Genomic DNA, 19,739 nt, shown 5'->3' with positions numbered 1-19,739 from the left:
CCCATGAGCAAACGCGAGCAGTGTCAGGCGAATCGTCACGGCGATCCGCCTGTCAAAGCATAGCTATTTGCTCAGGGTTTGCTGGCCGGCGCAGGTTGCGTTCGTCCGCTTTCCCAGCCGCCGCCCAGGGCCAGGAACAGATCGATCTGGCTCATGGCAACCTGGGTGTTGGCGGCGGCCAGTTGCGCGCGCATGCTGGTGTGGGTGCCGGTGGCTTGCAGATCGGCCAGGAACGACGCGCGGCCGGCCTGGTAGAAGCGGTGCGTCTGGTCGGCAGCTTCTTGCGACGAGGCTTCGGCTTCGGCCAGCGCCTCGCGCCGCTGTAGCAACGCGGTGTACTGCGCCAGCCCGGTCTGCGTTTCGCGAATGGCGTTGAGCACCACCCCATCGAAGTGCGCCAGGGCGCCCTGGGTCGCGGCTTCGGCTTCATGGATACGGGCACGGGCGCCGTTGGTCGGCACCGTCCAACTGATCAGCGGGCCAAAGCCCCAGCGGTTGGTAGCGGGTTCGCCAAGGTTGTCGAGGATACCGACCGTACCCACCGTGGCGCCGATGCTGATGTCGGGGTACAACGCGCCAGTGGCCACGCCGATCCGCGCCGTAGCGGCGGCCAGTTGGCGCTCGGCCTGGCGCACATCGGGACGGCGCTTGAGCAAGGCGGCGCCATCCCCCACCGGCAACAATTGGACGATGTGCGGTAACTCCGCGCAGCTGCTGGTGCCGGCGGGCAATTGATCCACCGGTTTGGCCAGCAACATCGACAAGCGAAACAGCCCGGCCTGGCGCGCGGCGTCATAACGCGGCATATCGGCGCGCAACGACTTGAATTGGGTTTGCGAACGGGTGACCTGGGTTTCGTCGCCACGGCCGGCGTCGCGCAGGCGCTGGGTCAGGCGTGTGCCTTCGGCTTGCAGGTCGAGCGAATGCTGGGCGATGGCCTTTTCTTCATTGGCGGCGCACACCTGGGTGTAGGAACGCACCACGTCGGCCACCAGGGTGATACGCACGATATCCGCCGCAGCTTGCGCAGCGTCAGCACTGGCCTGGGCGCTTTCGATGCCGCGTTGCAGGGTGCCGAACAGGTCGAACTGATACGAGGTGCTGATACCCACACTACCGATATTGGCGACCGGCACCTTGTCCGCGAGCAAAAATGCCTCGCCGGATTCCTGCAGGCGCTGGGCCTCAGCCTTGGCACCGGCACTCCAGCCGCCAGCGGATTCGGCCTGCTGCACCTGATACCGCGAGCGTTGCAGGTTGGCAGCGGCGACGCGCAGATCCGTGTTGGAGGCCATCGCCTGGCGCACCAGCTCATCCAGGCGCGGGTCCTTGTACAACCGCCACCAATCCGCCGGCACCGGTGCCGACACCACGTTGTTGCCTTCACCGGCGATCGTCCCTTGCAGGTCGCCACGATTGACCGCGGCTTTATCCGGCAGCGAGTAATCCGGGCCTACCGCCTGGCAGGCCGACAGCAGCAAACCCAGCGCGGCGGTGGCCAACAGCTGCTTCATGGCTGGTCTCCGTCTTTAACCTTATCGCCGATGATCGAGACGGTGGCCGTACGCCCGGCGATCATGCGGAAGTCCGCCGGCACATCATCAAAGGCGATGCGCACCGGAATCCGCTGGGCCAGGCGTACCCAGCTGAACGCCGGGTTGACGTTGGGCAACAGGTTGGAGCCACTGCTGCGGTCGCGGTCTTCGATACCGGCAACGATGCTCTGCACATGGCCACGCAGGCGGGCGTTGTCACCAATAACACGGATGTCCACCGCCATGCCGACGTGAATGCCGTCGAGCTTGGTCTCTTCGAAATAACCATCGATATGGAAGGAATTGCTGTCCACCACCGACAACACCGGGCGCCCGGCGGTGACGAACTCCTGGGTACGCGGCGCCCGGTCGTTGACGTAGCCGTCCACGGGGCTGCGGATCACCGAGCGGTCGAGGTTGAGCTGGGCGGAATCCACCGTCACCTGGGCTTCGGCCAGGGCCGATTGGGCACGGGCTACGCGGGACTGGCTTTCTTCCAGTTGCTCGCTGGGCACCAGGTTGCCGAGACCGCGGTTACGTTTGTACTCGCGCTGGGCCTGGGCCAGGGTTTCCTGGCGGTCGGCCACGGCGGCCTGGGCTTGGCGCAACGCCAGCTTGAAGCGGTCCTGGTCGACAGCAAAGAGCACTTGGCCCTTGGTCACCAACTGGTTGTCGCGCACGTCCACGCGCTGGATCAGCCCGGACACATCCGGCGCGATCTGCACGATGTCGGCACGGATGTGGCCGTCACGGGTCCAGGGGGCAAACATGTAGTACATGACCATGCGCCACACCACGACGACCGCAAACGTCACGATCAACAGCGTGAGGACTACACGGCCGATGGTCAAAAAAGGTTTTTTCATGTCATCAGGTATCGACTGAGTGAGTCCACCGCGCCCAGCAACAGCGCGTAGAGCCCCACATTGAATAATGCCCGGTGCCAGACCAGACGATAGAAGTGGAGACGGGTCAACAACCCGTGCACCACCAGGAACAACACGTACGTAATGCCCATCAGCACCAGCAGCGTGGGCAGGAACACCCCGCTGATATCCAGATCACCGATCATAAAGGCGCTCCATCAGGCAGCGGCGCTTCCATCTCGGTGCCGCCAATAAATTCCACGCCCGGCAGCAGCGACAGGCGCAAGCCCGCCAGCGCATGCAGCAGATGCAGGCGGGTGTCGTCTTCGTCTTGCAGGCCCTGGCCGTTGAGGGCGCGGCGCGTGCGGTCCAGGGTCATCAGCAGACCGCTCGGCGCGGGCAAGCGTTCACCGGCCTTGAGGCACGCCTTGAAGTAACCGCCCACACCTTCGACGACTTGGTTGAGCAGCACCCGTGGCACGCCGAGGATGCGCGGTGAATAGGCGAGCAGATCAAGCAGGTTCAGCGCCACGCGCAAATCGCGCAGGGCAGTGCCGGTGTCCTGATTGATCAAGGCCAGGCGCGGCAGGTGCTGCATCAGGCGGTCGAGCATCTGCGCGGCCATGTGCCGGTGTTCGGCCAGGGTCGCGGGCTCGGTGAGGCTGACGATGTCGCGCCAGCTGAAACGCGTCAGGCGCTTGGCCGCCAGCTCAGCGCCGAAGGGCCGCGCGATCAGCGTCCACACAAAGGCGAACAGCAGGCCCACCGGCCCCGCCAGGTTGACGTTGGCGAAGTTGAGGAAGTCGGCGTCATAGGCGCCCTGGATGCTGATAAATGACGAGGTGTTCACCAGCGTCAGCAGCATGCCCAGGTAAAAACGCGGTTGCACGGTGAGCGTGCCGATGCAGATAAACGGCACGGCAAACGCCAGCACCAGCATCGGAAAGTCATGCAGGTTCGGCAGTACCAAAAACAGATAAAGACTGGCGAACAGCACCGACATGGAGGTCCAGAAAAAGAACCGGTAGATCTGCGGCGCCGGATCGTCCATCGAGGCAAAGAAACTGCAGGCGACGGCGGCCAGGATCACCGCGCTGCCGCCGTCGGTCCAACCGAGCAGGATCCACAGCACCGAGGCAACGATGATCGCGGTGACCGTCGAAAACGCCGAGTAGAACATCAGCCCACGGTCGAGGAACGGCGTGAGCCGACCCAGGCGCCAATGGCGGTACACAGCGCGCCAGGTGTCCTGGCTTTCGCACTGGATGGCGGTTTGCAGGCTGCGGCAGTCTTGCCACAGGTCGATCCACTCTGCGAGGCGGTAGAGCGCGTTGGAGAACAGCAGCGTGTGCCGGTCATCCAGCGCTTCGCCCTGGGGTTGAGCGGCGTCGACCTTGTCGCGCAGCACGCGCCAGCGTTCCAGGGGCGCTTGCTCGGTAGTGCTTTCCAGCCAAGCGCTGGCTTCTTCCAACAAAGGCTTGAGCTGATCAAGAAACTCCGGTGCGCGATGCTCGATGGCGTACACGGCATCATCCAGCGCATCGATGACCGGCAACAGGTGGATCATGCGCCCGCGCAGTTCCTTGGTGTTGCGCACCGTCTGCGGCCGGGCGCCTTCGTGGGGCAACTGGCCGATCATCAATTCGAGGGTGTTGAAGGTAGTGACCATGCCGCCGCGCAAGGAGCTGATTTCTTCAGGCTCAACCTGGCGCGTCAGAAAGCGTTGGCTGTAGACCTGAGCGTCGGCAAACCACTTGGCCACCGAGCCATCGAATACCGGCATCAGGCGGCGCGGCCAGAACATCGCGCCCACTACCGCTGCCACTGCGATACCCAGGAAGATTTCTTCGGTGCGCGCCTCGGCCACATCCCACACCGCCAGCGGGTTATCCACCACCGGCAAGGCGATCAGCGGCAAGGTGTACCCGGCCAGCATCAGCGCGTAGTTGTTGGCGGTGCGCAGGTGCATGGACAGAAACAACAACGTGCCGGTCCACAAGGCAATCACCACCACCAGCAGGTAGGGAGATTGCACGAACATCGGCACAAAAATCACCGCCGCCGCGGCGCCCATGAACGTGCCGATGGCGCGGTACAACGCCTTTGAACTGGTAGGGCCGACAAATGGGCTGGAAACGATGTACACCGTGGCCATCGCCCAGTACGGACGCGGCATTTGCATGAGCATGGCGATGTACAACGCGATCATCGAGGCTGCAAAGGTACGTACCCCGTAGAACCAATCACGGGCAGGCGGGAAACCGGTAAAAAATCCGTTCAAAGCGACGCCGCCTCGAAGGCGCGCAGCACTCGCAGCGCGGCTTCCATATCGCTGTGGGGAATATCGGCCAGCACTTCCTTACGCAGGCGCACCAGTTGCACTTCCACCGCTTGCACCAGCTCGCGGCCGCGCTCGGTCAGGCTCAAGGCCTTGGCGCGACGGTCATGCACGTCTTCGGTACGGCACACATAACCGTCGGTGCACAAGCGGTCGAGCAGGCGCACCAGCGACGGGCTTTCCATCCCCGACGCCTGGGCGACTTTGACCTGATGCACACCATCGCCCAAGCGACCGATCATCAACAACGGCACGGCGCAGGCTTCGGAGATGCCATAGCTCACCAGCGTGGTCTGGCAGATTTTGCGCCAGTTACGGGCGCCCACCACCATGCTGCTGCTGAGGTTCATCTGGAGTTGTTCGAGGGATTGAGGCAATGGATAGTTCGCATACAGTTAGTTTGCTAACTATCAATATGGTGGATGGATCCAAATGCGTCAAGTTTTGAAACAATTTAGCGGATGGGTGGTGGGGGGGTTGGGGTAAGTAAAGCGGGTTTGGGCGCGGGTGCCGGATTTTGATGAGAAGCGACGAGGGTGCAATCGGCCGAATTGCTCTAAACCGTTAGTCGCCTACTGCCTGACCTCACTTCTATTGGTAATTACGATGTATATACTTTGTACATACCATTTCGAGACCTCAACTGTGACCAAATTAGCCGTCTTCACTATGAAACTGGAATCAGAGTTGCGCGACCAATTCATGGCAGAGTGCGAAGCCTCGCATCGCCCGGCGTCGCAAATCGTGCGGGAAATGATGCGTCAGTTTGTGCAGTCTCAACAGGAGACACGGGAATATGACGAATTCTTACAACGCAAAGTAGATGCCTCGCGCGCGTCCATTCGGGCAAGCCGAGAGATTTCCAACGAAGACCTGGAGGCCGAATTTGCAGCGAGGCGCGCTCAAGTAGATAACCTTGAATGAGGGTTACCTGGACGCCCGAGGCCGGGCAGGATCGTCGAGAAATCTGGGATTTTCTATTCGATAAAATTCCGCAGGCCGCTGCCGACATGGACCGGCGTTTTAGCATCGCAGCAGCTGGCTTGGCCCAAAACCCGGAAATTGGCCCCTCAGGTCGAATCTCTGGAACGCGCGAGGTCATTCCCCATCCGAGTTACCGGCTCGTTTACCAACTTGAGCCAAACGTGGTGAGGATTGTGGCTCTGGTGCATACCGCTCGCCAGTGGCCTCCAGAAAGTGGCGTACCCCATTGATGCCTCAAGCGAACGGAGGCTGAGCACTTTCATCCTCGTTTACCCGTCCCGCCTCCTCCTCGATAAACTCAAACACCTCCTCCGCCACGCTGTACTGAAACTGCTTGCGCCGATGCTTCGAAACCTTGCCCTCGTTGTCCAGGCACATCATCACCAGCTTCGACAGATCACTGCCGCGCACGTCATAACGCTGGTTCACGGCCTTGATCACGCGGTCGTAGCGGTCGAGGAATTCGGTTTCTTCACGCAGTTCCACTTCCAATGCGCGTCGAGCCATTTGCAGGGTGAATTCGACACAGCGGGTGGCGTCCCAGTAGCGGTAAATCGACGGGTGGCCGATGAACTCGAAGGCCATTTCATCGCCATCCAGCCACGTGACGTTCCAGAATTCCCGCGTGGGTTGGGAGAACGCCTTGAGCGCTTCCAGATAGGCCGCCTCTTCGTGCTTCATCGCAACGGAAACAGGCAACAACAGCCCGTTCTCCAGTGCGCCGTAGTGGCAGAGTGTCTGGTGGATCAGGAAGCGGGACAGGCGCCCGTTACCGTCCATGAACGGGTGCAGGAACACAAACCCGAAAGCCGTGACGGCAGCCGCCACCAATGGGTCAACCTCTCTGACAGGCTGATTGGCGAATGCCATCAACTCTTCCATCAGTTCCTGACAGAGTGCCGGAGCAGGCGGCACATAGCTGACACCCGCTGCGCCACGCAAGCCGTTGTGCAGGTGGTTTTGTTCATGGCGGAATGCGACGGCTTTGTCGAACGCATTGGAAACGGTGCTATTTTGCAGCTCGGCCAAGTAGTCCTCGGTCAGCAGGCGCCCTTCGTGAGCCTGACGCAAAAGTTGGACGAATCGACGGGACTTTTCTTCGCTGGGTTGTTCTCTTTCGATGGCGAACGAATCGCGAGTTTCGTGGAGATAGGCCCACTGGATCGCGCGGTCCATCATTTCGGGTGGGAGCGTGGCCATGAAGGATTTGGCGCGACCCAAGATGTCGAGACTCAGTAGAGCGTCAATTTCAGGTTTACGCTCTACCGTCGCACAATACGACAGGGAACCCAGGCCATTGAAGTCGATACGCCAACGGGAGTTTCGCGTCGAAGGTCCTGTCACGTAGCGCTGCGGGTCAAACAACGGAGCAACACGACTGTTGATCGCCTTGCTGTAATCCAGGCGTTGGAGGGTCAGCCCCTCCCAGAGGTAGCAGACTTTTCGGATGAACACGCCGTTGGGGGCTTTTTCAAGCTCTCGCAGCAATTGGTCTGCTGTAACGACTTCAAGCGCCTGAGCCAGGATGCCAAGATTGATGCCTTCGTGCTTTAGGGCAAAAAGAATATGGTCGAGTACTGAGTCCGCGGAAGGCGCAACGGCGTGAGGAACCGCCAGGCAACCGCCGATCATCGAGAGGCGGGTGACTGGCTTTATCATCGCGATACGGCCAGGCGCGATAGCTTTCAATCCGAGAGATTGGTGCAGATGGGCATAACCAACCAGAGACATCGCGCAACCTCAGAAAAAGTTCACTCACGCGATTAAAGCCTAGTTTTTTTCAACCCTCATCAGATTTTTTCAAGTTTTGCCATTTTTACTAAGTTTTTTACACCCCTCGCCCACCCCGCAACATCAAATTCAGCTCATCCACCACCTCAGCCCAATCCGCATCCTCCAGAATCTCCTCGCGTAAAAACGCCTTCTGGCTGTCCGTCCAGAAAAACGCATCCGCCAGTTTCAGCTCCGGCTTGAGCGGCGAGTGAACCGCCACAAACTTCTCGATACTCACCGGGTCATCCGGCAAACCCAGCTGTTTAAACAATGACGGCAAGCTATGCACGGGCGATTCCATGGCGGGCTCCTGATAGAAAAGTATCAACCCAGTCTAGCGGCAGCCCTCGGGTTGTGCCGACGGTACGTTGCACAGCACGAACAACCGCGCACGCGCGCCGCCGCCATCCTGGCGACTGAGTTCGCGCCAGCCTTCGGGCAGCGGGGCGAAGTCGTCGGGGGCTTCGTTGCTGCTGATCAGCCACACGCGACGGGTCTCGGCGGGGAGTGCCGACAGGTGGTCGAGGTAGATGCGCCCGCCGTCCTGGTCCACCAACGTGCCAAAGCCGTAGGCATTCGGCCGGGTGGGCGTGCCGTCGGGTTTGGGCGGTGTGTAGAGCTGCAACTGGGCGTCGGTCTGGTCGTAATACACGTAGCTGAGGTACCACATCATGTCGCTGAGGACGATGCGGTCGTCTTCCTGGTAATTGCGGTTGACGAACTCCACCGGTACGTTGAATTGGTCGTGTTCGTCCACGGTGAAATTGTTTTTCAACCCCACCAGTTCCACGCCGACAAACAGCACGAACAGCGCCGCCCCCAGCAGTGAAAACCGCGATGGCAGACGATCGATGGCCACTGCCAGCAGGATCGGCAAACCCAGGGCATACACCGTCAGGTAACGTTCGATAAACACCGGGGAAATAAATGACACCCCGTAGACCAACAGCAGTGGCAACAGGAAAAACAGCGCCAACAGGCTGGCCGGCCGATAGCGCTCACGGTCACGCCAAGCAGTGGCAAACACGACAGCCACCAGTAGCAACGGGAACAGCCAGAACAGCGGCGACCAGAAACCGACACCTTCGTCTTGAAGCACAAACTGCCACATCATCGACGGCAGGGAGAACAGGCTGACCGGCTCTTCCCAGCCAATATCACCGCCCACCTTGAGCTGTTCGACATGCTGCACCAGGTCCAGCAGGTTCGGCAGCCACGGCAGGTACAGCAACACAATCGCGGCGTTGGCCACCCACCAGGCCGGGCGTGTGATAAGCCGCTGGTCACGCGGCATCGTGCCAGCCAGCACACTCAGATAGGCCCAGTGCACCAACACGCACAGTGCAGTGAAATAATGGGTGTAGAAACCGGCCGTCATCAAGACGACATACGCCGCCAGATACCGCGTGCGCTCGGGTTGGCGCACCCAGTACACCAGCGCCAGCGTGGCGCCCAGCAGCCACACGCCCAGCAGCGAATACATGCGCACTTCCTGGCTGTAGCGCACCGCCGTCGGCAACAGCGCGAGCAGGATCCCCGCCAGCACCGCCGCACGGCGGGTGGACAGTTGCCGCGTGAGCCAAACGCCCAGGCCCACGGCGATGACACCGGGAATGGCACTCATGCCGCGAATCGACCAGATGCTGTCGCCGAACAGTTCGATCCAGCCGCGCAGCAGGAAGAAATACAGCGGCGGGTGCACATCATGCGCCGCATGGAACCACAAGTCGCCCAAGGCGTATTCGCTGAGCAACAGGCTTGAACCCTCGTCACCCCAAATCGCCGCCGACGTCAGGTTGTAAAAACGCAGGGCCATGGCCAGCGCCAGGATCGGCACCCACCAGAGACGGCTGATCCAGCCGGCACCTTCCCAACTGAGGCGATTGAGTGCGGGTAACGTCCCGACCTTTTCGTTTTGCTCTACCACAGACCGACGCACCTCGATTCCCCTGATTGCCCAAGCGCAAACACCGCCACTCTAGGACAAAAGATCCAGGCTGGCTGCTGGAATCAGACAAATCAGCAATTTGTGCAGGGCTTCTCCGAAGCAACCGTAGGAACACGCTATTATTGCCCCCCTCCAAGGACTCAGGATCAAGGACACGTCATGCGCATCGGTTTTCTGTCACCTCTGGCACTGGCACTGCTTGCCGGCATCACCCAACAGGCCCAGGCCAGCTCTGACGACTCGTGCTACCCCGATTGGCGTGTCTCGCGTGACAGCCTCGATTCCTGCAGCAACCTGCCCTTCCTGAGCCCCGGCAACGACAGTCGCGTCAACCTGCGCCTGCTGCTGGCGGACAAAAAGGCCGAACCGCTCACGCCCAACGCCCTGAGCGAAGACGATCTGTCCCAAGGCTTCGGCCTGGTGCCCTTCCCGGTCTATCGTCTGGCGCCTATTCCCGCGACAAACGATGAGCCCGAAAACAAGCCGGACGACTCGCGCACCGCCGAACTCGACACCCTGCTCAAGCCCCTGGGCATCCAGCGCGACGAGTACAAGACCGCAGGCGAAGCGTTCCTGACTGGCGAAGGCAGCCGTTGCCGCAGCAACGATGATGACAGCGCCACGGCCTTCATCAGCCAGGTGATCAAGGCCGACATGCCGGCAGCCGAGCGTGAGTTGCTGGTAAAGGCGCGCTTGCAACTGCTCAAGGCCTGTTCGTGGGAAGGCCAGGTGGTGGACGCCCAGCAGATCCAGTCCAACGACGGCCAACTGTTCCGTACCTACCTGCAAGCCGCCGCCGACTTCTACAGCGGCCGCTTCGGTGACGCTGAGCGCGGTTTTGCCGCCGCCAGCACCAGCCAGGTGCCTTGGCTGAAGGAAACCGCGCTGTACATGACCGCACGTACCTCCTTGAACCAGGCCCAGGCTGAAGCCTTTGACGAGTACGGCATGCCGCAGCTTGAGCATGTGGATAAGTCCGCCCTGAGTGATGCCGAAGAAGGCTTCCTCGGTTACCTGAAAACTTATCCACAGGGCGACTACCTGGCCTCCGCCCGTGGCCTGTTGCGTCGCGTCTATTGGCTGGCCGGTGACAACACCAAACTCGCCGAGGCCTTCGGCTGGGCGATGACCGAAGCGACTGACGCGCAGCGCAATGTGTCGCTGGATGATCTGGTGGAGGAAGCCGACCTCAAGCTGTTGATGGTCAATAGCGAGACCGTCACCACGCCGATGATCCAGTTTGTCAGTGACCTGATGGTGATGCGCGGAGGCAACCAGCCCGCCCTCTCTCGCGCCGACCTGGAAAAGCAGAAAGCGGCGTTCGCCGGCGCGCCGGAGCTGTATGACTACTTGCTCGCGGTGTCTGCGCTGTATACCGAGCATCAGCCGGACGCTGCGCTGAAACAATTGCCCCAGAGCGTTCCGTCGAGCTTGAATTACTTCGCCTTCAGCCAGCAGACCCTGCGCGCCCTGGCCCTGGAAGCCAAGCAAGACTGGAAAGGCGCCGAAGCGCTCTGGCTGCAACTGCTGCCACTGGCGAAACTGCCGTTGCAACGCGACCAGCTTGAGCTGGCGTTGGCCCTGAACTACGAGCGCAGCGGCCAGTTGGCCAAGGTGTTTGCCGCCGATTCACCGATCAGCGCCAAGCCGGTGCGTTACATCCTGCTGCGCAACGTCGCCGGTCCCGAGTTGTTGCGCCAGCAGATCGCCGGGGCCAGCGACCCCCTGGAACGCCAGACCGCGCAATTCGTGTTGCTCTACAAAGACCTGCTGCGCGGCCAGTACGCAACGTTCGCCGACGACCTCAAGCAACTGCCAGCCGCGGCCCCGGACGACAAACTGGGCACCAGCCTGGGTTATGTCTACAGCGCCAGCCAGACCTTGAAGCTGTTCCAGTGGAACGGTGACAAAGCCGAGTCCGGCTACGCCTGCCCGAGCATCACGCAAATCGCCGCGACCTTGCAGGCCGATGCCAAGAACCCACAGGGCCTGAACTGCCTGGGGGAATTCATCCTGCGCAATGGCCTGGACGGCATGCCACTGGAACAGGCGCGCGCCGCCGGCAGCCTGGGCAGCAGTGCATCGGACTTCAAGGGTGAAACCTTCTCGCGCCTGGACGGCTACAAACAGGTGATCGGCAACGCCAAGGCCCCCAAGAATGACAAGGCCTACGCACTGTTCCGCGCCATCAACTGCTACGGACCGTCGGGCTACAACAGTTGCGGCGGTGTGGACGTGGAACCGGCCGTGCGCAAAGCCTGGTTCCGCCAGCTGAAAACCAGTTACGCCGACACCCAGTGGGGCAAATCGCTGCAGTACTACTGGTGAAGCAGCTGTGGCTCGGCTTGCTGTTGCTGGCAAGTCCGGCCTTCGGCGCCGTCGACGCCCGCGACTATGACGCTTTCTGGCTGTGGAGCGGGGTCACGCCACAGCCGGTGATCAAGCAGGCGAAAAGCCTGTACATCCTCCAGGGCCAGATCAATTCCACGCGCCGCGCGCCAGGGCGCGGGGTGCAGATGATCGCCCAAGGCATCAGCGTGCCGCGCCTGACCCAGGGCGACATCTGGATCGTCTACCGCGCCCATACCCTGCGCTGGCCCGAACAGGTCTACACCCAACTGCTTGGCCAGGTACAACGCTGGCGCGACGCAGGCAACCCGGTGGTCGGCATTCAGATCGACTTCGACGCCCGTACCCAGTACCTGCACGAATACGCCGACTTCCTGCGCGACCTGCGCCAGCGCCTGCCCGCCGACCTGCGCCTGAGCATCACCGGCCTGATGGACTGGAGCAGCAATGCCGACCCCACCGCCATCGCCCAGCTCAGGGGCGTGGTGGATGAAGTGGTGGTGCAGACGTACCAGGGGCGCCACAGCATCCCCGATTACGCGGCGTATTTGCCACGGATGAATCGGTTGGGGTTGCCGTTCAAGATCGGCTTGATTCAAGGCGGGACGTGGGAGGAACCGGAGTATTTGCAAACGAGCGAGTGGTTTCGAGGGTATGTGGTGTTTTTACAAAACCCTTGAAACGCCGTTCCCTTATCCGGCGCCCCAGACGGTAACAAGCAAGCCCCATCCCAGTAGCCCGACTCCTACTCCCAGCCATTCGGCGCGCGTCAGGCGTGCATTCGCCTCTCCCTCGGGATCTCGCTCCAAGTGATTGATCGCGCACTGCAGCTGCAACGCCAACGCCACCTGCAACACGGCGATGCAGGCAACGACAGCCAGTGCGGCAAACGGCGACAACAGCCACAGCACGGTGAACGGCAAGCACCCTCCCACAAAGATCACCGCCGCCAGCCAGCGCGGCCACCAATGGTAGGCCGACTCGCCCTGCTCCAGTTCACGCATCACGCTGAGGATCAGCGAACAGAAGTAGCACGCCGGAAACATCACCCGAACCCAGGGCCACAGCGTCTTGCCGCTGGCTTGCTGGTGAAGCGTCCATTGCTGGTAGAGCCAGTAGGCAAAGTAGCCGCCCAGGGTCAGCAGCACCAAGACGAGGAGTTTGCGCGGGGCGACCACCAGGAATACCGGTTCGCGAACCGGCATCCAGCTCAGGCGGGAACGTGGTGTGGCATAGGGATCTTCAGCGACAGACATAGGCCGTATCTCGCGAGGGTGGCCAGCCAAAAGCTAACGCTCGCGAGACGTTTAAAGTTCACACCCGACTCAATCAGGACGTGTCCTACAACCGACTGCCTACCAGTCGTAGGTCAGGCTCGACACCACCGTACGCCCTTCGCCGTAGTAGCAATCCAGGTCACTGGTGCACTGCGACACATAGGTCTTGTTGGTGAGGTTCTGCACGTTCATCGCCAATTTCACGCCCTTGAGTTTCAGCGGCGAGCGGCTCAGGTCGTAGCTCAGGCTGGCGTCGTAGACGCTGTAGGAGGGCACAGTAAAGGCACCTTCGTAGTAATCACCCAGGCTCTGGCGGGCGTAGCGCACACTCAGGCCTGCGCCGAGGCCGGCCAGCGGGGTGTCGCCGATTACGCTGTAGTTGACCCACATCGACGCGGTCAGCGGTGAGATACCGGCGGGATGGCGGCCTTCGCGGCCGTCGTTGTCCTTGGTGTATTTGATGTCGTTGCGCGAAGCCGACGCGACGATGTCCCAGGCATCGCTGAGGACGGCCTTGGCTTCCACTTCCACGCCGCGTGAACGCATAGCGCCGCTTTGGGTGCTGAACGTGGTGTCGACCGGGTTGGTGGTGAGCACGTTTTCCTGGTCCAGTTGATAGACCGAGACCTGCACGAAACTCTTCTGCCCAGGCGGTTGGTACTTCACACCGACTTCGTATTGGTTGCCGGTAGACGGCTCGAAGGGCTTCTGGTTAGCGTCAGTGCCGGCCAGCGGCAGGAAGGATTCCGTGTAGCTGACAAACGGCGCCAGGCCGTTATCAAACAGATACACCAGGCCCGCACGGCCCGTGAAGGCCTGGTCTTTGCTGGCGAACCGGGTGTCGGCCAGGGGCTCTTTGTTGACGACGTTGGCCCAGTCGTAGCGCCCGCCCAGTACCAATGCCCATTTGTCCCACTTGATCTGGTCCTGCACGTACAGGCCGGTCTGGGTGATGGTGCGGTCCCAGCGGTATGGTTGGCCGAAATTCAAGCGCTGGCCGTAGACCGGCTTGAACAGGTCGATGATCGGCGGATTGCGGTCGTACAAGCCGTGGAACTGCGAATTGGAATGGTAGTAGTCCAGGCCGAAGATCATCGTATGAGAGAAGGCACCGGTATCAAATTCCGCCTGGGCGATGCTGTCCACGCCAAACACTTTGTTGTTCTGCGCCCAGTCCACACCAAAGCGTTGCAGGTAGCGTTGATCCTGTACGCCAGTGGTCGGGTTGGCGACGAAACGGTAGCCGTGCAACGGCGCGGTGTAGCGGTCGTCGACCTCGGCGTAACGCGCGTTTTGCTTGAGCGTCCAGGTGTCGTTCAAGCGATGGGAAATCTCGTAGCCCAGCGCGTATTGCTCGCGGTTGTACTGGTTGACGCCAGGCTCGCCGATAAACAGGTCGCGCTTGATCTTGCCGTTTGGGTTGGCCCACAGCGTGCCGGACGCCGGCAACCCCTGGGCTTCGGGCACGCCTTTGTCTTTTTGGTACTGGGCGAACACCGTCACGCGGGTGTCATCGTCGGGCAGCCAGGTAAAGCTGGGGGCGATGAACTGGCGTTTGTTTTCGACGTAGTTGATCTCGTCCTGGCCGTCATTGGCCAAGCCGGTCAGGCGATACAGAAACTGCCCTTGCTCATCCAGGGGACCGCTCAGGTCGATGGCCGCGCTTTTGTGCTCGTAGGTGCCCGCTTCCAGTACCACTTGGTGGATCGGCGTTTCGCTGGGGCGCTTGCTGACCATGTTGACGATGCCGCCAGGCTGGTTCTGCCCGTACAGCACCGAGGCCGGGCCCTTGAGCACTTCGATGCGCTCCAGGGAATACGGCTCGATCTGCAACGCACCGCCGGTGCTGCCGCCGCCATAAGGCAAGTGCAGACCGTCCAGATAAAGCGGCGTAGGCGAGAAGCCCCGGGAGGTCGGCTCATCGAACAGCTTCACCCGGTCGGCGAAACCACCCGCACTCATGCCCGGCGTATAGAGCAACGCCTGGGTGACGCTTTGCGCGCCGCGCGCCTTGATCTCGGCGGCGGTGATCACGTTGATGGTCTGCGGAATTTCCACCAGTGCCGAATCGGTCTTGCTGCCGGACGCACTGCGCGTGGCGACAATCCCGTCCACCGGGCCCCAGGCACTTTCCTGGGCTTGCTGGCCGCTGATCTGGGTGGCGCCCAGTTGCAAAGGTCCGCCATTGGAAACCGCCTGCAATGACCAACCACCCTGGGATTGCATCGCCATTAGGCCGCTGCCCGCCAGCAGCCGCTCCAGACCCGACCCGACGCCATAGCGCCCTTGCAGGCCCGCACTGCGCTTGCCTTCGGTCAGCGTCGCGTCGACCGACAGCAAAATGCCCGACGCACTGGCAAAGCGATTCAGTGCCTGGTCGAGGCTGCCGGCCGGGATGTTGTAGCTACGCTGCGCCTCGGTACTTTCTTCGGCATGGACCAGCGTCGGCACCATCGGCACCGTCGCCAACAGGCTGACAAACACGCCACGGCGCAGGGCGCGGGCCAAGGGTTGGATTGGGTGGTGCGGCATTGCAGGACTCCCCGTGAGATCGCTTCTTGATTGGCTTTCAAGAGGTATCCCGAACGGGACGCAAAAACCGACAAGCACAAGTGAAAAAATTTTCAGGCCCGCGCCTTGATCGTGACCCAGTAGCGCGTGACCGCCTGCACCTGGACCGGCAATGAGCGCTCCAGCGCGGCGAGGATGGCGTCGGTATCGCTCAGCGGAAACACGCCCGTCAGCAGCAGACCGGCCACCGCCTGATCACACCGCAGCAGCCCCGGACGATAACGGCTCAGTTGCGCCACGAACTCGCCCAGCGGCTGGCGCTCGGCGATCAGGCGGTGCTCGGTCCAACTGCTGGCATTGGCGCTCACCGCCGCCAGCGCCGAACTTTGATGCGGGTCGAACCACAGGCTATCACCGGCGTTCATCTGCACGGCTACGCCATGTACCGGGGTCACTCGCAAGCGACCTTCGTACAGGTCGACACGGCTGCCATCGGCCAGTTCGCACACGGCAAAACGAGTGCCCAGCGCCTGCACATCGCCCGCTGGGGTTTCGACGATCAACGGGCGGAAGGGATCGTGGCCGCTGGTCAGCAGGATCTCGCCGCGGATAAGGCGAATACGCCGCTCACTGGCGCTAAAACGCAGGTCGACCGCGCTGTCGCTGTTGAGGTCCAGGCGCGTGCCATCGCTGAGGGTGAGGTGGCGAATCTCGCCGGTGCGGGTGCGGTATTGCGCGAAGGCGGCTTGCCAGGGTTCGCTGCGTTGCACCAGGTAACCACTGCCGCCGGCGACCAGCAGCAGGCCGAGCAGCTTGAGCGCAGCGCGGCGCTGCGTATCCGGCGTGTCACGCAACACCGCGCGGGCGCTGTCGGTAGGCACGCTGCCGAGGGTGTGCTGCAGCTGCTGCAAACGCTGCCAGGCCCGACGATGTTCCGGATCGGCAGCCTGCCATCGGGCAAAAGCCTGGCGTTGTTCGCCTTGCAGGTCGCCGCCCCATTGCAGCATCAGCCATTCGCTGGCCTGCTCGACAATCGCCGGGGCGATAGGTGCGTCGTGTCTCATTCGGCGTAGGCCACTTGGTAGCAGGCGACGATGGCGCGAGTCATGTACTTCTGCACCGAGCTAATGGAGACATCCAAGCGCTCAGCGACCTGTGCATAACTCAGGCCTTCGAACTGCGACAGCAAAAACGCCTGGCGTACGTTGTCGGGCATGCGGTCGAGCATGGCGTCGATCTGCATCAGGGTTTCGAGGATCAGTGCGCGGGTTTCCAGGGACGGCGATTCCGGCTCGGGCAGGTGCGCGATGCTTTCCAGGTAGGCGCGCTCGATGCGCAGGCGGCGCCACTGGTCGATCACCAGGTTGCGCGCGATCTGCGCCAGGTAGCTGCGGCTTTCCTTGTCGCCGGGAAAGCGCCCGGACACCAGCAGGCGCAGGAAGGTGTCCTGCGCCACGTCAGCCGCATGCTCGCGATCGCCCAGGCGCTTGCGCAGCCAGCCTTGCAGCCAGCCGTGATGGTCGCGGTACAGGAGGTGAAGCTGTTGCTGGCCGTCAGTCGCGCTGTCCATGAAAAAGCTCAGATACACTATTGAGAGCAATTATCATTACAGTTTATTTAGCGACTGACAAAAACTCTTTGTACTTAGCGCCCGGCGGTTTGCAGCGGGTACACCGATTCCCAGCCGCCGCCCAACGCTTTGTACAAGCCGACCATCGCCAGCGACACGCCCGTCGAGCTTTCCACCCACTGCTCTTGCGTGGCCAGCAGCGCGCTTTGCACGGTGAGTACGTTGACGAAATCCACCACGCCTTCAACGTACTGCTGCTGCGCGGTGCGCAGGGCAATCTGGTTCTGGCGCACGGCTTCGGCAAGGCTGTCGCGGCGCAGTTGGCTGGCGTTGTAGCGGGTCAGTTGGTCATCGATTTCATGCCAAGCGCGCAGCACGGTTTGTTGGTACGCCAGCGCCGCTTCCTGTTGCTGGGCTTCACGCAGGCTCAACATGCCTTGCAGGCGCCCACCGTTGAACAGCGGCAAGCTGAACTGCGGGCCGAAGGCAAAAGCGCGAGATCCCCAGGAGCCAAAATCCGACAGTTGCATAGCCTGGGAGCCGAGGCTGCCGGACAAGGTAATGCGTGGGTAGAAATCGCCCTTGGCCACACCGATACTCGCAGTGGCGGCATGCAAACGCGCCTCGGCCTGGCGGATATCCGGGCGGCGTTCGGCCAGCTCCGACGGCAGACCAATCGCGACCTGGCGCTGGGTTTGCGGCACCGCGGCGTCCTTGGACAATTGCGCGTGCAGGGCTTGCGGCGGCTCGCCCATCAACAGGCTGAGGGCGTTGATGAGCTGATCCTGACGCTGTTGCAGATCCGGCAGGCGCGCCTCGATGGCGGCGACTTGGGCGGCGGCTTCGGCGACGTCCAGGTCCGTCGCCACGCCGTCCGCCAAGCGCAACTGCGACAGCTTGAGGCTGTGGCGGGCGACATCAAGGTTTTGCTCGGTGACGGCGCGGGTGTTTTGCACGCCGCGCAGTTGGATGTAGTCCTGGGCGGTCTCGGCCAACACTGACAACAGCACCGCGCGACGATCGTTTTCGGCCACTTGCAGGGTGGCGTCGGCGGCTTCGGTTTCGCGTTTGACGCGGCCCCAGAAGTCCAGCTCCCAGGAAGCGGAGAAGCCCATGTCCCACTGATTGAACGCCGAACGGCCATTGTTGCCGGACGGGTCGCTCAAGCCTTTGCCGCTGTTGCGTTGTCGCAGGTAATCACCGTTGGCATTGACGTTCGGATAACGCTCGGCGGTGGTCACCTGGCGCACCGCGCGGCTTTGTTGCAGGCGGCTGCTGGCGAGTTTCAGGTCGAGGTTATCGGTGAGCGCGCGGCGTGTAAGCGCCGAGAGTTGCGCGTCCTGGAACACATCCCACCAGCGTTCCTGCAACGGATCACTGACCGCACGGCTGGCCGCCTGGCGGCCCTGGGGCTCGCTCCATTGGGTCACTTGCGGGTTCTGGGGCGTGTGGAAGTCCGGACCGACCGTGCAGGCGCTCAGGCTGATGAGGCTCAAGGTGAGCCAGGCCACTCGTTTCATTGCTGAGCCACCTCGCGCTGCTGCGCGGCCGGCGAGGTGTCGACGCTGGCTTCCACCGACATGCCGACCCGCAGACGCTCAATGTGCGCCTGGTTGGGTTCGAGGACGATCTTCACCGGAATGCGTTGCACCACCTTGGTGAAGTTACCGGTGGCGTTGTCCGGCTTGACCGAGGCAAACGTCACGCCCGTCGCGGGCGCGAGGCTCTCCAGATGGCCGTTGAGCAATTCACCGTCGAGGCTGTCGACACGCACCTGCACGGCTTGGCCGGCATGCATATGGGAGAGCTGGGTTTCCTGGAAGTTGGCGACCACGTAAGCCTCTTCCAGCGGCACGACCGCGAGGATCTTGCTGCCCGGCGTCACATAGGCGCCCACCCGCACTGCACGCTCGCCGACCATGCCATCCACCGGCGCGACGATGCGCGTGTACGACAGTTGAAAACTGGCCAGTTCCAGCGCGGCTTGGGCGCGTTTGAGCCCACCTTCGGCGGCATCACGCTGGGCGGTGAGGATTTCCACTTGCTTGCGTTCCGCCGCCAGCACGGCCGTGGCATTGGCCAGGCGCGCGGTGGCCTGGTCGATTCGGGTCTTGGCTTGCTGAGCGTTCTGTACAGTGCCAGCGCCGACTCCGGCGAGGTGGTTGTAGCGATTGAGTTCGTGTTCGGCGAAAGCCATTTCGGCGCGATCCGCCGCGACGGTGGCCTGGGCCTGGGCAATGACCGAACTTTGCCGCTCCAGGGTCGCCGTGGCGTTTTTCAGTTGGGCCTGCGCCACCAAGGTATCGGCGTCGGCCGCCTGGGCGGCAGCGCGGAAATCGCGATCGTCGATCAGCGCCAGCAGTTGCCCGGCCTTGACGCGCTGGTTGTCTTCCACCAACACCTCCTTGATAAAGCCGGCCACGCGCGGCGCGACCAGGGTGAAGTCAGCGGCGACGAAGGCGTCGTTGGTGGTCTGGCGCTTGCTGCCCAGCACGCCCGGCGCGACCAGGTACACCAACACGCCGACCGCAAATACGGCGATGACGGAGACGGCAATTTTGTCTTTGCGTTTCATGAACAGTCCTTTC

Annotated in this window: 18 protein-coding genes; 4 read left to right on the top strand and 14 right to left on the bottom strand. The window is 62.1% G+C overall.

From position 1 onward, the window contains the following. Nucleotides 1-71 precede the first annotated feature (71 nt). From ACP7EW_RS18980 to ACP7EW_RS18960, 5 genes are read right to left on the bottom strand one after another with little or no spacing between them, the layout of a single operon-like run. Nucleotides 72-1,514 carry an efflux transporter outer membrane subunit gene (locus ACP7EW_RS18980; RefSeq protein WP_426218937.1) on the bottom strand — a complete coding sequence of 481 codons (1,443 nt, stop codon included), beginning with the start codon at nucleotides 1,512-1,514 and terminating at the stop codon, nucleotides 72-74. Further along, the gene (locus ACP7EW_RS18975; RefSeq protein ID WP_038842430.1) at nucleotides 1,511-2,401 is read right to left on the bottom strand and encodes an efflux RND transporter periplasmic adaptor subunit; all 891 of its coding nucleotides are present in this window, start codon (nucleotides 2,399-2,401) and stop codon (nucleotides 1,511-1,513) included. Before ACP7EW_RS18975 ends, ACP7EW_RS18980 begins: the two co-directional genes overlap by 4 nt. After that, on the bottom strand, nucleotides 2,398-2,607 hold the full coding sequence (locus ACP7EW_RS18970; protein WP_010214247.1) for a DUF1656 domain-containing protein: 210 nt from the start codon (nucleotides 2,605-2,607) through the stop codon (nucleotides 2,398-2,400). Before ACP7EW_RS18970 ends, ACP7EW_RS18975 begins: the two co-directional genes overlap by 4 nt. Next, the gene (locus tag ACP7EW_RS18965; RefSeq protein ID WP_426218935.1) at nucleotides 2,604-4,682 is read right to left on the bottom strand and encodes an FUSC family protein; all 2,079 of its coding nucleotides are present in this window, start codon (nucleotides 4,680-4,682) and stop codon (nucleotides 2,604-2,606) included. The genes ACP7EW_RS18970 and ACP7EW_RS18965 overlap by 4 nt, the downstream gene beginning before the upstream one ends. Next, nucleotides 4,679-5,089: a MarR family winged helix-turn-helix transcriptional regulator gene (locus ACP7EW_RS18960; RefSeq protein ID WP_033900120.1), complete on the bottom strand. Its 411-nt coding sequence runs from the start codon at nucleotides 5,087-5,089 to the stop codon at nucleotides 4,679-4,681. The genes ACP7EW_RS18965 and ACP7EW_RS18960 overlap by 4 nt, the downstream gene beginning before the upstream one ends. Nucleotides 5,090-5,384: 295 nt before the next feature. On the opposite strand from ACP7EW_RS18960, the gene ACP7EW_RS18955 reads away from it, so the two are divergent. Both ACP7EW_RS18955 and ACP7EW_RS18950 read left to right on the top strand, forming a co-directional pair. Further along, nucleotides 5,385-5,663, top strand: coding sequence for an antitoxin of toxin-antitoxin stability system (locus ACP7EW_RS18955; protein ID WP_426218932.1), 279 nt, complete (start codon nucleotides 5,385-5,387; stop codon nucleotides 5,661-5,663). Then, nucleotides 5,660-5,953, top strand: a complete 294-nt coding sequence (locus ACP7EW_RS18950) for a type II toxin-antitoxin system RelE/ParE family toxin (protein WP_426218930.1) — start codon at nucleotides 5,660-5,662, stop codon at nucleotides 5,951-5,953. Before ACP7EW_RS18955 ends, ACP7EW_RS18950 begins: the two co-directional genes overlap by 4 nt. A gap of 4 nt (nucleotides 5,954-5,957) precedes the next feature. On the opposite strand, the gene ACP7EW_RS18945 is transcribed toward ACP7EW_RS18950, so the two are convergent. The 3 genes from ACP7EW_RS18945 to ACP7EW_RS18935 all read right to left on the bottom strand — a co-directional run bounded on the left by ACP7EW_RS18945 (nucleotide 5,958) and on the right by ACP7EW_RS18935 (nucleotide 9,435). After that, a complete protein-coding gene (locus tag ACP7EW_RS18945) occupies nucleotides 5,958-7,454 on the bottom strand; it encodes a Fic family protein (protein ID WP_426218928.1) in 1,497 nt (498 codons plus the stop codon). Nucleotides 7,455-7,551: 97 nt separating this feature from the next. Continuing rightward, nucleotides 7,552-7,797: a DUF2789 domain-containing protein gene (locus ACP7EW_RS18940; protein ID WP_033900115.1), complete on the bottom strand. Its 246-nt coding sequence runs from the start codon at nucleotides 7,795-7,797 to the stop codon at nucleotides 7,552-7,554. Between the two features lie 33 nt (nucleotides 7,798-7,830). Further along, a complete protein-coding gene (locus ACP7EW_RS18935) occupies nucleotides 7,831-9,435 on the bottom strand; it encodes a glycosyltransferase family 39 protein (RefSeq protein WP_426218926.1) in 1,605 nt (534 codons plus the stop codon). Between the two features lie 168 nt (nucleotides 9,436-9,603). Between ACP7EW_RS18935 and ACP7EW_RS18930 the strand changes: the two genes are divergently transcribed. Further along, complete coding sequence (locus tag ACP7EW_RS18930) at nucleotides 9,604-11,772, top strand: outer membrane assembly lipoprotein YfiO (RefSeq protein WP_426218923.1); 2,169 nt, start codon at nucleotides 9,604-9,606, stop codon at nucleotides 11,770-11,772. Continuing rightward, nucleotides 11,769-12,473 (top strand): DUF3142 domain-containing protein, encoded by a 705-nt coding sequence (locus ACP7EW_RS18925; RefSeq protein ID WP_426218921.1) that lies wholly within the window; start codon nucleotides 11,769-11,771, stop codon nucleotides 12,471-12,473. Before ACP7EW_RS18930 ends, ACP7EW_RS18925 begins: the two co-directional genes overlap by 4 nt. A gap of 12 nt (nucleotides 12,474-12,485) precedes the next feature. Here the strand turns inward: ACP7EW_RS18925 and ACP7EW_RS18920 are convergent, their stop codons facing one another. From ACP7EW_RS18920 to ACP7EW_RS18895, 6 genes are all read right to left on the bottom strand, one after another. Then, nucleotides 12,486-13,049, bottom strand: a complete 564-nt coding sequence (locus tag ACP7EW_RS18920; RefSeq protein ID WP_426218919.1) for a hypothetical protein — start codon at nucleotides 13,047-13,049, stop codon at nucleotides 12,486-12,488. A 99-nt stretch (nucleotides 13,050-13,148) separates the two neighbouring features. Further along, nucleotides 13,149-15,602 (bottom strand): TonB-dependent siderophore receptor, encoded by a 2,454-nt coding sequence (locus tag ACP7EW_RS18915; protein WP_426218917.1) that lies wholly within the window; start codon nucleotides 15,600-15,602, stop codon nucleotides 13,149-13,151. A gap of 92 nt (nucleotides 15,603-15,694) precedes the next feature. Continuing rightward, entirely contained in the window at nucleotides 15,695-16,645 is a 951-nt protein-coding gene (locus ACP7EW_RS18910) for a FecR domain-containing protein (RefSeq protein ID WP_426218915.1), read from the bottom strand. After that, complete coding sequence (locus ACP7EW_RS18905; protein ID WP_038842405.1) at nucleotides 16,642-17,151, bottom strand: sigma-70 family RNA polymerase sigma factor; 510 nt, start codon at nucleotides 17,149-17,151, stop codon at nucleotides 16,642-16,644. Before ACP7EW_RS18905 ends, ACP7EW_RS18910 begins: the two co-directional genes overlap by 4 nt. 74 nt (nucleotides 17,152-17,225) lie before the next feature. Then, a complete protein-coding gene (locus ACP7EW_RS18900; protein ID WP_426218913.1) occupies nucleotides 17,226-18,671 on the bottom strand; it encodes an efflux transporter outer membrane subunit in 1,446 nt (481 codons plus the stop codon). Next, nucleotides 18,668-19,726 carry an HlyD family secretion protein gene (locus ACP7EW_RS18895; protein ID WP_033900096.1) on the bottom strand — a complete coding sequence of 353 codons (1,059 nt, stop codon included), beginning with the start codon at nucleotides 19,724-19,726 and terminating at the stop codon, nucleotides 18,668-18,670. Before ACP7EW_RS18895 ends, ACP7EW_RS18900 begins: the two co-directional genes overlap by 4 nt. Nucleotides 19,727-19,739 lie beyond the last annotated feature (13 nt).

It is taken from the genome of Pseudomonas sp. DWRC2-2 (genome assembly GCF_049897885.1).
GTDB classification, from domain to species: Bacteria; Pseudomonadota; Gammaproteobacteria; order Pseudomonadales; family Pseudomonadaceae; genus Aquipseudomonas; species Aquipseudomonas azotoformans_A.
This window is presented reverse-complemented; position numbering and strand designations above follow the sequence as displayed.

Bases quoted from the DNA above. Each gene is read 5' to 3' on its own strand.
- ACP7EW_RS18895 (WP_033900096.1), bottom strand. From the start codon at position 19,726: ATGAAACGCAAAGACAAAATTGCCGTCTCCGTCATCGCCGTATTTGCG.
- ACP7EW_RS18980 (WP_426218937.1), bottom strand. From the start codon at position 1,514: ATGAAGCAGCTGTTGGCCACCGCCGCGCTGGGTTTGCTGCTGTCGGCC.
- ACP7EW_RS18900 (WP_426218913.1), bottom strand. From the start codon at position 18,671: ATGAAACGAGTGGCCTGGCTCACCTTGAGCCTCATCAGCCTGAGCGCC.
- ACP7EW_RS18970 (WP_010214247.1), bottom strand. From the start codon at position 2,607: ATGATCGGTGATCTGGATATCAGCGGGGTGTTCCTGCCCACGCTGCTG.
- ACP7EW_RS18960 (WP_033900120.1), bottom strand. From the start codon at position 5,089: ATGAACCTCAGCAGCAGCATGGTGGTGGGCGCCCGTAACTGGCGCAAA.
- ACP7EW_RS18915 (WP_426218917.1), bottom strand. From the start codon at position 15,602: ATGCCGCACCACCCAATCCAACCCTTGGCCCGCGCCCTGCGCCGTGGC.
- ACP7EW_RS18905 (WP_038842405.1), bottom strand. From the start codon at position 17,151: ATGGACAGCGCGACTGACGGCCAGCAACAGCTTCACCTCCTGTACCGC.
- ACP7EW_RS18940 (WP_033900115.1), bottom strand. From the start codon at position 7,797: ATGGAATCGCCCGTGCATAGCTTGCCGTCATTGTTTAAACAGCTGGGT.
- ACP7EW_RS18910 (WP_426218915.1), bottom strand. From the start codon at position 16,645: ATGAGACACGACGCACCTATCGCCCCGGCGATTGTCGAGCAGGCCAGC.
- ACP7EW_RS18920 (WP_426218919.1), bottom strand. From the start codon at position 13,049: ATGTCTGTCGCTGAAGATCCCTATGCCACACCACGTTCCCGCCTGAGC.
- ACP7EW_RS18975 (WP_038842430.1), bottom strand. From the start codon at position 2,401: ATGAAAAAACCTTTTTTGACCATCGGCCGTGTAGTCCTCACGCTGTTG.
- ACP7EW_RS18930 (WP_426218923.1), top strand. From the start codon at position 9,604: ATGCGCATCGGTTTTCTGTCACCTCTGGCACTGGCACTGCTTGCCGGC.
- ACP7EW_RS18950 (WP_426218930.1), top strand. From the start codon at position 5,660: ATGAGGGTTACCTGGACGCCCGAGGCCGGGCAGGATCGTCGAGAAATC.
- ACP7EW_RS18945 (WP_426218928.1), bottom strand. From the start codon at position 7,454: ATGTCTCTGGTTGGTTATGCCCATCTGCACCAATCTCTCGGATTGAAA.